The sequence below is a fragment of the Paenibacillus sp. OAS669 genome (genome assembly GCF_014873645.1).
GTDB lineage: Bacteria > Bacillota > Bacilli > Paenibacillales > NBRC-103111 > Paenibacillus_S > Paenibacillus_S vulneris.
Genome location: NZ_JADBDR010000024.1, coordinates 51,516 through 62,582, shown reverse-complemented (window position 1 = coordinate 62,582; position 11,067 = coordinate 51,516). Strand labels below are relative to the sequence as shown.

The window sequence follows — 11,067 nt, the reverse complement described above, 5'->3', positions numbered from 1 at the left end:
TCTCTATTTCGTACAAAAAAAGAGCGGGCTATCTTTTCGATAACCTGCTCTTTTTTTGATTCTTGGCCCTCAGCCTTAACTTAATGATATTGGGCATAAGCCTTGGCTTTTTTTGCTGTGTACATTTTTTCCACCACATAGGAAACTTAAGTTCATCGAAGGCAATGGAAGGGAACGTGTTTCCTATTGGCGACAAAAATAACCGCTAACCGCGGTCGCACAACTCCGAAACTGCTTCGATAAACATTTTTTTCACAATTTCTAAACAGCAATAGACGAAAATTTCCTTAATATAGTATATTAGTAGTAGTGCTAGAAGGTATATAGCAGCAAAACTAAATCATACGAAAAAAGAGTGTATTAAATATAAAGCTGTCATTAAAATAATGCTGATTTTCCTAACACTTTTTTAACAGTTTGCTTATAGGAGGCCCGTGGATGTACAAGGTTTTGGTTATTGAAGACGATCCAATGGTCGGCGAAATGTCGACGATGTATTTATCCGAAGAAGGGTACTCCGTAGAAAGAGCGGAGAGCGGCAAGGAAGGTTTGCTCTTTCTAGAACGGTTTCTTCCTGATCTTGTCATATTGGATATCATGCTTCCGGACATCAGCGGCATCGAGCTGTGCCTGGAGGTGCGCAAGGTATCCACCGTACCTATATTGGCCGTATCCATGAAAACGGAGGTTTTGGATCGGGTAGACGCCCTGGTGGCGGGAGCGGACGACTATTTATGCAAGCCGTTCAGCATGAGGGAACTGACCGCCCGGGTAGCGGCTTTAATCCGGCGCTCTCATATGCAGTATCATCAGCCGGATATGGACACGGTTCATGCGATTGCAGCAGGGGCGGTGTATGAGGACGGGGAGCCCGTAACGATGGATCATGAGCGCAGAGCAATCTATGTGAACGGAGCCTTTGTCGAGACGACCTATTCCGAATTTGAAATCATGAAGCTTTTTGTTGCGAACAAGGAAAAGGTATTCAGCAGGGATGAGCTGATCAATGCTTTAAGAGGGATTGATTCCTTTGTGAACGACCGCTCTATCGACGTACACATTGCCAACTTGCGTAAAAAAATTGAGCAGGACCCGAAGGAGCCCAAATTGATCAAGACCGTGTGGGGGATCGGGTATAAGTATATGGGCAACTCTTAAGGAACCTCCTTAGGAGTTTTTGTTTTACATTCTATCCGGCAAAAGGAGCGCTCATGAGACGTTTATCGATTCGAAACAAAATGATGATTCTTGTATCCATAATAACGAGTATCTCTTTATTATTCATAGGGATCAGCAGCTACAGAACCGCAAAGCAGCAAATTGTGAATGCGCTTCAGCAAAATGCGACGGCCAAGGTACTGTCCCGGTCCTATAATTTGTCTGCCTGGATCGAAACCAAGCTGGCGGAAGTCGAGGTAATGAGCAGAACGAATCAAATACGGGATGGAAGCCCGTCAGAACGAATGGATTATTTACGAAAGGAAGTCGAGCGGTCGAAGGGCGTGTTTTACGATCTTGGCTTTGCCGGGCTCGACGGTTCGCTGACCTTAACTTCAGGAGAGGTGATGAACATAAGCTCTACCTCAACCTTCCAGAAGGTGATCCATGGGAGCAGCGTAGTATCGGATGTGTTTCGGGGATCCCCGCCGGGCGGCGGTATGATGTTTACGCTTCAAGTACCGGTCTACGGGGATGACGAACAGATGATAGGTATCTTGAGTGCCCTAATGTCGGTGGAATCTTCCCTTAAGCTTCATACCGACTTTAGAGTCGGGAGTGCGGATACGATCATGATGTTTACCCGGGATGGAACGATTATTTATCACCCGGACGCCTGGATGCAGGGATATGCCAATATTAGACATGCCGACTCCCCTTTGAAGGAAATCATGAGTGAGATACTGACCAACGAATACGGTTATACTGAGACGGTTAAAGGCACGGAGGAGCAGCTGATCTTTTATACCTCCATCTTGGGAACACCCTGGCACATGGTGCTTCAGGTCCCCATTCAGGAATTTGAGAAACCGCTTAATGCGCTGCTGGTCAAAACGGTGCTCACCATTATGGTGTTGGAGATTGTCATGCTGTGGCTCATTACAGTGCTGTTCAACCGTGAAATAACGCGGATCAGAGAAATTACATCCGTCACGGCCAAGGCTGCCGAAGGACAATTTGACATACCTCCTATCGAGGTCGACAATGAGGATGAAATCAGCACTCTGGCCCGGTCGGTCAATGGGATGATGGTCCAGCTGAAGGGCCTGTTCGAACGACTGGAGGCTATTATTAATCAGAATGATTTTGCTATCATCTCGTTGGATTCAAATTATAAAATTAACTATTTCAGCAAATCGGCCGAGAAGCTGCTGGGTTATACGGCGGAAGAGGTTCTGAACAAAGAAACCCCTCTATTGTTTCATGATCCGGAGCAGATCAAGGAGCTGTCCGTGCAGCTGACGAAACGACTCGGACGGTCCGTGCCCCCTGACCTCTCGGTGTTTAGAGAGCTAAGAAATATACAATTTTCTTATGACCGGGATTGGTATTTTATCCGCAAGGACGGCTCCCGTGTCGCCGTATCTCATAACTCTAACGGAGTCAGGGACCGTGAAGGGCGTTTTATCGGTGTTGTTGCGATTTCCCGGGATATAACCGAACAGGTCCGGATGCGGGAGGAGCTCTTGCAGGCAAAGCTTGCGGCGGAGGAAGCGGATTCGGCCAAAGGCGCGTTTCTCGCCCGGATGAGCCACGAAATTCGAACCCCGCTCAACGGAATTATCGGGCTGTCTCAGCTGATGCAAAAAACGGAATTGAACGATATTCAAAACGATTATTTGCGAAATATAACCAACTCGGCTCAAACTCTGCTGCGAATCATTAATGATATCCTGGATTTTTCCAAAATGGAGGCAGGGAAATTCGAGCTGGATCAAACCATTTTTCACCCTGAAGACTGCATTCAGAAGCTGTCAGAGACGATAAGCGTGTTTCTGGGCGGTAAAGAGCAGTTTGAGCTGATTATGGAAACACCGGAGCGAATGCCTAACGGACTCATAGGCGACCCGCTTCGCCTGGAGCAGGTGCTGCTGAATTTATGCAGCAACGCCGTAAAATTTACTCCCAGAGGCCACGTTACGGTACGCATTGAGATCCTGGAGGAGCTTCCGGATTCGGTGCAGCTGAGATTTAGCGTGAATGATACCGGGATTGGCATCACTAAGGAGCAACTGGACCATTTGTTTGAGCCCTTTACTCAGGCGGACGGGTCTACCAGTCGAAAATATGGCGGAACGGGCCTAGGCCTGGTTATATCCAGTTATTTAATCGAGAAAATGGGAGGAACGCTGGAGGTAGACAGCGAATTCGGCGTCGGAAGTTCGTTCCATTTTACAGTGCGTTTCAAACGATCCAAACAATCCGGTATGGTCCAATACAGACTTGCCCATGCCGGGGAGCCGGTAGTATGGGTTGTCGAGGACAGCCCGGCCATGCGGGAGCATATGTGCGGCATGCTTCTTTCCTTCGGTATGAAGCCTTATTTCATTCCTTCATGGAAGGAAGCATATGCGAGACTGCAGCGGGACAACCCGCGGGAAGCTGGATGCCATATTGCTATTATGGATATGGAGATGCCGGATATGTACGGGCAGGAGACATGGAGAGGTTTTCACAAGGCAGCTTCGGATGCAGGGATCATTACCTTAGCCATGACGACCGTATTCGGCAGGGAAGAGATGCTGGGGATGCCGGAAGAGGATCGGCCCGACGGGATTATTTTGAAGCCATTCACCCGGCCGGAGCTGTTCCGAACCCTGGAGGCGTCGTTGACCCGCTTTGCTGCCACTATCGATCATCAGGAGACATCGTTAGGGCCATCGGAGCATAAGCCGTTATTGCCCAAAGCGAAGCAAATCTTGCTGGTGGAAGACCATGAGATTAATCAGCAGGTCGCCTGCGAGATGCTGCAGCAGCATGGTTATGAGGTGGAAATTGCCGGCAACGGAAAGGAAGCTATGATCAAGCTTGAGGAATCCGATTGGGACCTTGTGCTGATGGATATTCATATGCCGGAGATGGATGGCTGCGAAACGACGGAGATGATTCGCCGCAACCCCCGCTATGACCACATTCCGATTATTGCAATGACAGCCAACGTCATGCGGAATGACCATGAACACTATGTTCGGCTTGGAATGAACGATATTATTACGAAGCCGCTTGAACCCGAGGCCATGTTTGCAACGCTTCGCAAATGGCTCAGAGATTCCGGCCGGCCTTCAGAGCGCCGTCCTTATTCCGGTCAGGAGGCGGAATCTGCCTTACCTAGCGTGGAAGGAATTGACGTGAGAAAAGTCATCAACCGGTTGAACGGCAAGCTTTCTATATTTATACAGATGTTAAAAACGTTCGAGCGGGATTATGTCGATTTTCATACCCAGTTTCAGCAGGCAGTGGAAGAGGGCAGAGACAACGAAGCGCTGCGGCTTGTTCATACGCTCAAAGGGGCTGCAGGCAATCTTGCCGCAGGGCAGCTGGAGACCGCCGCAGGCAGGCTGGAAACCGTGCTGCTGGCAACAGGCGATGTCGATCCCCTCTCGCTGAAGAAGGCTATGGAGGAGGTAGAGAGCAGCTTGAAGCAGCTGCTTGTCTCCGTTCATTCAACGCTTCATTCTCCTGATGGCCCTTAGCGGGACTTTCCTTACTATTAGTTCACCCGCAGCCTCTACTTTGTAGAGGCTGAGTCTGTCGAGAAACCTAGTTTTGTGAGAACTTTGCTAAATATGGAGGTGGGGTATTCCTCGGAAGAGTTTACGTCCGCCTTTGAAACCCGTGAAAATACCACTAAATCTGATCCCTTTCACGGGTTTCAACAGCTATGGGCTTTGTGTAGCAAAGCCTGCTTCGGAAGCCTGGCTGGAGGGGCATACCCCACCGTAGTATATTAGCAATAGTTCAAGCCTTATAAGTTTCTCTACAATCTGAGCCTCTACTCCGTAGAGGCTCTTTTTTTCCAAGGGCATCCGCCTTTTTTGGGAATCCAAGATAAGCGTCCATTAGGTGATAAAGGCTAACGCATATGTTATCACTAGGTATTTCCGCAATAAGCTCCTGCTATGCTCTTTGAAATAAGCAGTGGCAGAAGAGAGGAACATTGTGATGAGAATATTAATATGGAGCTCTATGGTTTCCGTTGGCGGGGGCTGCAGGCTGCTGGCCAATCTGGTTACCGCAATTGCGCGACAGCCGAATATTCAATTGGTTCGGGTTGTGATCTCCGCGCAAACCGGGTTCAAGGATCGCATCCAGATGAGGGAATATAACAATATTGAGATTCATTATGAGGAACAGGACATTCGCAGCGATCCGAACCATCCATATTTGCGGGATTGCCATGTTGTCTATGCGTTTTGGCCCCACGGTCCACAGTTTGTCGACGTCAAGAAGCCTGTGGTTTGTACGTTTCACGATGCCACGATTCTGGATTTTGCTCCCCCGTTCGTCGGGGGCTCCGTCATTAGAGCCCATTGGCAGCAATATGCCGTTTGGTTCGAGCGCAGTGCCAAAGTCGTTGTCCCTTCAGAGCATGTAAAGTCCAGAATCATAGCTCATTTCGGAGAAAAGTGCCGGTCGGCTGCCATTATCCGTCATGCCATTTTGCCGATGAAGCCTACCGTAGATCCGGCCTTGAATGCATCGCTGGCAACGATGCTGCCCTTTCCTTACTTTGTCTACCCGGCTAACACATCCCCGCATAAAAACCACTATAACTTGCTGCTAGGATACAATGGATGGGCCAATAGGCATCAGCATCCTTTAGTATTGTTCGGATATGGTACGGAGAAGCTTGGAATGACGCCGCCCAATTGGCCTGATGCCCCGTATCAATCAACACTTATTTCCCTGATCCACAGACTCGGTTTGAAGCCGTTAAAAGACATCTATCCGCTGGGGCTAGTGCCTGATTCCTATGTCGCCCCTGTGATTAAAAATGCATATGCCCTCATTATGCCAAGCCTTTCGGAGGGAGGGGGAAGCTATCCGGTAGAAGAAGCACTAACTTTGGGAGTGCCAGTCCTATGCTCGGATATCCCGGTGATGCGGGAGCATTTATCCAACCGGAGCGCGGATGTCGTATGGTTTGATCCGGAGTCGCCCGATTCCATTACCAGGGCGTTAGAGCATCTGGCGGGGCACTATGATCACTATAGGAATTCGGCAATAGCAGGGATGAACGATCCGTCCGCATCCTGGGACGATATAGCCAAACAGTATATCGCCGTATTTTATGAAGCGTTCAAATCCTATTATTCCGCATAATGAATCATTCCATTTGCAATCCATAGGAGGGGAGAACATCATGCGAAAACAAAAAACGCGCGCTATCAAAAAGCAGGTAAAGAAGCGGATAAGAAAACCGGTAGCGAGACCTCGAGTGAAAAGGAAAGTGAAACGCCCCGCTCCTGCTGCCAGGAGGAAAAGGCATAGGCCCGTAAGAGAGGTTCCGTTAAAAAAGACATACCGTCAGGCGTACAATGAGGCATTTGACCAAAAGTACAACGAGGGGTTTAACGCCGGTTTTGCCCAAGGTCTTAAAGAGGGGCAATAAAACCGAATTGGAGATGGCGGCTAAGGTAATTTGTACATTAACACAGGGACATGCGACGTTACGCAGTAGTTGCCTATGTAATATATTGTACTTAACCGACACGCATCACGCATCCATTCTAAAGTTGGAAAGACGTTATAAGCTTTGAGTTTTGCTTAGGGCGGCAGGAAGCCCTGACTTGGAGAAGGAAGCTGAAGTTATGAGAATATTGGTCATTGGCGGTGAAGAGATCGCTGGCCGCGTTCTGGTTCCTTATTTGTACAAACAGACCTCATATGAAGTTTATTATACAACCAAGCTCAAGGGGCGGGAACGGAAGGGGCTGTTTTTGGACCCGACGGATGAAGTTATGGTTGAAAAATTAGTGGACATCGTAGCCCCGGACGTTATCGTGAATGGAACGAGTATTATCAATGACATGGCCCGATTGCATGAGATTACCGCGTACCGGGTGAACGGCCTGCTGCCTCATCAGCTAGCCAAGCTGGCAAAGGAGCGAACCATTCGCTTGATTCATTTGAGCACCGACGGTGTTTTCTCGGGAACCAGAGGGGATTACGAGGAAAGGCATGTTCCTGAGGGAACCTCCGTGTATGCCAAAACCAAGGCATTAGGTGAAATTCGTGATTCCTCCCATCTGACGATTCGGGTATCTCTCATTGGACCGGAGGGCGGAAACGGGATCGGTCTTTTTGACTGGTTTTTACGGCAAAAGGAAGTCCGAGGGTTCGTCAATGTGCCATGGAACGGGATAACCTCGCTGGAGCTGGCCAAATTCATTCATTTTGTCCTGGAGCATGGACGGCGATTGAACGGGATTCTTCATCTGACGGCCCCGGAGAAGATCAGCAAATATGATTTGCTGTTATCCATCAAGCGTTTGTTCGGCCGATCGGACATCCGGATACAGCCTAACGATGCAGTGGAATTGGACCGGACGCTCAGAAGCACGCGCCGGGACGTCGGTTATCAAGTGGCGCCATACTCGGTTATGTTGACGGAGCTGCGAGATTGGATGCGGAGCGGGGGGTAAGGCTAATGCGGGGTTCTCCAACCAAACCCGGCAGATGCTTTACGAAGGGAGTTTTGCTTTTCTAAGGAGGACAGCACAATGAAAATTGTCATTATGGCAGGGGGGCAAGGTACCCGCTTCTGGCCCCGAAGCGTAAAGCGCAAGCCAAAACAGTTTCTCTCATTAACCTCTGAGGAAACCATGCTGCAGCAATCATATCGCAGATTCGCCCAATGGGTACCGAAAGCCTCCATCTATATACTGACGACACGCGAGTACAGCGCAACGGTCAAGGAGCAGCTTCCCGATCTGGACCTAGCCCAGATCCTGCTGGAGCCTGAGCCGAAGGATACAGGACCTTGCATTGCGCTGTCAGCGCTGCATTTTATGACCAAGGGGGAAAATGAGGTGCTTGTGACAACCCCCTCGGATCAATATATCCCCGACGATAAACGACTATGGGAAGCGCTGCTTCAAGCCGAAGCCGTTGCCGAGAACGGTCATTCCATCGTCACCCTGGGAATCGTACCGACGAGGCCGGAAACCGGATACGGCTATATCGAGACGGAGGAGCCTGATAGCGGGGGAGCCGTACTGGCCAAGGCTTTTATTGAAAAGCCTCCGCTGGATAAAGCGGTACAACTGTTTCAACAAAAAAACATGTATTGGAACAGCGGCATCTTTGTTTGGAAGCCTTCGACGATTGCCTATTATATGACCAAATTTCAAAAAGAGATGTGGGTGCTGCTGTCCAGCTGCGGCGGCGATTGGGAGAAGGTTTATCACCGTCTGCCCAAAATCTCGATCGACTATGCGATCCTGGAAAAGGCAACGACCATCTATACGATCCCTGTCCATTTCGAGTGGGATGATGTGGGCTCCTGGACTTCGCTGGAGCGTATTTTTGAGAAGGACTCCAAAGGAAATATCGTGATGGGGGACGTCAGCGCCACTTATACGGAGAACAGCATCATCTACACGGAAGACCATAAAACGGTGGTTATCGGCATCAAGGACGTCATCATAGTGTCTACGCCCGATGGGCTGCTGGTGTGTCATAAATCCCAGGAGCAGCAAATTAAAGATGTGCTGAAACTACTGGAATACTAAAGGAGGACCCTACTTCTATGAGAGTGTTAGTTACGGGAATATCCGGGTTTGTCGGCAGTCATATGGCGGAATATTTGCTGGCTAATCAAATTGAAGTCATCGGCACAATCCGGCAAAGAAGCCGATTGGATCACATCAAGCATTTGAAGGACATTCGCCTCGTGGAGTGTGAGCTTAGAGACCCGTTTTCGGTAGAGAGCCTAATCCATGACGTTAAGCCGGATCTGATCTTTCATCTGGCTGCCCAAAGCTTTGTCCCGACCTCCTGGAATTCGCCTATGGATACGATTCATAATAACGTTGCAAGCCAGGTCAATATATTCGAAGCGGTGAGACGCTCCAATCTGGACTGCAAAATACAGATTGCTTGCTCCAGCGAGGAATACGGCCATGTGGAGCCGCATGAGGTGCCGATTAAGGAAACCAACCCGCTTCGTCCGTTAAGCCCTTACGCCGTCAGCAAAGTGACGCAGGAGTTTCTCGGATATCAGTACAACAAAAGCTATGGGCTGAACGTCGTGCTGACCCGCACCTTTAATCATACGGGACCCCGCCGGGGGGAGAACTTCGTCACCTCGAATTTTTCCAAGCAAATCGCTGATATCGAAAAAGGGAAAAAGCCGCCTGTGCTGTACGTCGGCAATCTTCAGGCCAAACGGGATTTTACGGACGTAAGAGATATTGTGAGAGCTTACTGGCTTGCCGTAAACAAAGGAGTGCCGGGAGAAACCTATAATATCGCATCCGGCAAGTGCTATACCATACAAGAGGTATTGAATAAACTGCTGGCTCTCAGCAAGGTGCAAATTGAAATCAAGGAAGACGAGTCGCGCCTGCGCCCTTCGGATGTGGAGATCTTGCTAGGTGACTACACCAAATTTCATCAGCAAACGGGCTGGAAGCCGGAAATACCGTTTGACCAAACGCTGGAGGATTTGCTGAATTATTGGAGAATGCAGCCATAACCGTGCAGCAAGGCTGTTTTATCCCTAATAGCAGACTTACTTCCGTTTTTCACTATGCAGAGATTGGGAGGGCGAGCGATGAAAGCACGAAAGATGGCAGGCGCGGTCAAAAAAACGGCGGCGGGCAAACGGGTCAAATGGATTCGATTGCGCAAACGGCAGCCGGCCAAGCGTAAAGTGTTCGGACTGAAAAAATGGCCGAAACCAAAGCAGGGCAGACCAAGTCTTAAGTCGCCGTTCTCCGCTTCTATTAGAGGGGTTAACCTGATAGGCTTCATTCGGGCGGAGACGGGGATAGGGGAATCGGCGCGCCTTGGGGCCAGGGCTCTCGTCAATACGGATATCCCCTTTGGCATCATGAATTACAAAGCGAAGCATGATGTTCGTACGGAAGATACAACCTGGTCCTATAAGGAAATGGACAAAGCGGTGTATAACACGAATATTTTCCATATTAACGGGGATATGATCAAGCGGGCGGCCAGACATTTTGGCGACCGCGTGACAAGGAACAAATACAATATAGGCTACTGGCATTGGGAGCTGCCCGAGTATCCGAGAGTGTACTGCAAGGGCTTCGATGTCGTGCAGGAAGTGTGGGTTCCTTCAACCTTCGTCCTTGACAGTGTCTCTATGAAATCCAAGGTCCCGGTTGTCAGAATACCGCACGGCATTGAAGTCGGGTATCAGGCGGAGCTGAATCGTGACTATTTTGGCCTGCCTCATGGCCGCTTTTTGTTCTGCTCCATGTACGATACGCAGAGCTATCACAAACGAAAAAATCCTTTGGCGGCAATAGAAGCCTTTAAGCGGGCGTTTGACCATGAAGCCGGCGTGGCCCTGGTCATCAAGGTCAACAATCCTGAATCGAAGCCGGGCGAGCTTGATCTGCTGAGGCAGGCGGCGGCAGGACATCACAACATCATCCTTCTGGACCGGACCATGACCCGGCTCGAAGTGAATTCGCTGCTTCAATGCGTCGATTGCTTTGTTTCGCTGCACCGTTCGGAAGGCTTCGGGCTGGGTCTGGCCGAGGCGATGTATTTGGGCAAACCGGTTATTGGCACCAACTGGTCCGGCAACACCGACTTCATGCATCCCGGAAATTCCTGCGCGGTCAATTATAAACTGGTAGACGTCGGGGAATATTGGGGGCCTTATGAAGCGCATCAAAAATGGGCGGAGCCGGATATCGACCATGCGGTAGAGTATATGCGCAGACTGGTCACGCATCCGGAATGGAGGCAAATGATTGCCGAGAACGGGCAGCATACGATCCGATCCCAGTACTCCCCCCAAGTTGTTGGCCAAATGGTGAAAAAGCGGCTGATCCATCTAGGTTTAATTCAATAGTACACTGAGTAAGGGAG

8 protein-coding genes are annotated in these 11,067 nt (G+C 49.6%); all 8 read left to right on the top strand.

The window, feature by feature from the left end:
* The first annotated feature begins 438 nt into the window (after positions 1-438).
* Positions 439-1,158: a response regulator transcription factor gene (locus GGC63_RS32310; RefSeq protein WP_079909936.1), complete on the top strand. Its 720-nt coding sequence runs from the start codon at positions 439-441 to the stop codon at positions 1,156-1,158.
* 53 nt (positions 1,159-1,211) lie between these two features.
* The gene (locus GGC63_RS32305; RefSeq protein ID WP_192705777.1) at positions 1,212-4,691 is read left to right on the top strand and encodes a response regulator; all 3,480 of its coding nucleotides are present in this window, start codon (positions 1,212-1,214) and stop codon (positions 4,689-4,691) included.
* 469 nt (positions 4,692-5,160) lie between these two features.
* Complete coding sequence (locus GGC63_RS32300; protein ID WP_192705776.1) at positions 5,161-6,321, top strand: glycosyltransferase; 1,161 nt, start codon at positions 5,161-5,163, stop codon at positions 6,319-6,321.
* A 40-nt stretch (positions 6,322-6,361) separates the two neighbouring features.
* Complete coding sequence (locus tag GGC63_RS32295; RefSeq protein WP_192705775.1) at positions 6,362-6,610, top strand: hypothetical protein; 249 nt, start codon at positions 6,362-6,364, stop codon at positions 6,608-6,610.
* Between the two features lie 199 nt (positions 6,611-6,809).
* Complete coding sequence (locus tag GGC63_RS32290) at positions 6,810-7,643, top strand: dTDP-4-dehydrorhamnose reductase family protein (protein WP_192705774.1); 834 nt, start codon at positions 6,810-6,812, stop codon at positions 7,641-7,643.
* 78 nt (positions 7,644-7,721) lie between these two features.
* On the top strand, positions 7,722-8,732 hold the full coding sequence (locus tag GGC63_RS32285; protein ID WP_192705773.1) for a mannose-1-phosphate guanylyltransferase: 1,011 nt from the start codon (positions 7,722-7,724) through the stop codon (positions 8,730-8,732).
* A gap of 17 nt (positions 8,733-8,749) precedes the next feature.
* Positions 8,750-9,697, top strand: a complete 948-nt coding sequence (locus GGC63_RS32280; RefSeq protein WP_192705772.1) for a GDP-mannose 4,6-dehydratase — start codon at positions 8,750-8,752, stop codon at positions 9,695-9,697.
* A gap of 78 nt (positions 9,698-9,775) precedes the next feature.
* Positions 9,776-11,050, top strand: coding sequence for a glycosyltransferase family 4 protein (locus tag GGC63_RS32275; protein WP_225948652.1), 1,275 nt, complete (start codon positions 9,776-9,778; stop codon positions 11,048-11,050).
* Positions 11,051-11,067: the final 17 nt, after the last annotated feature.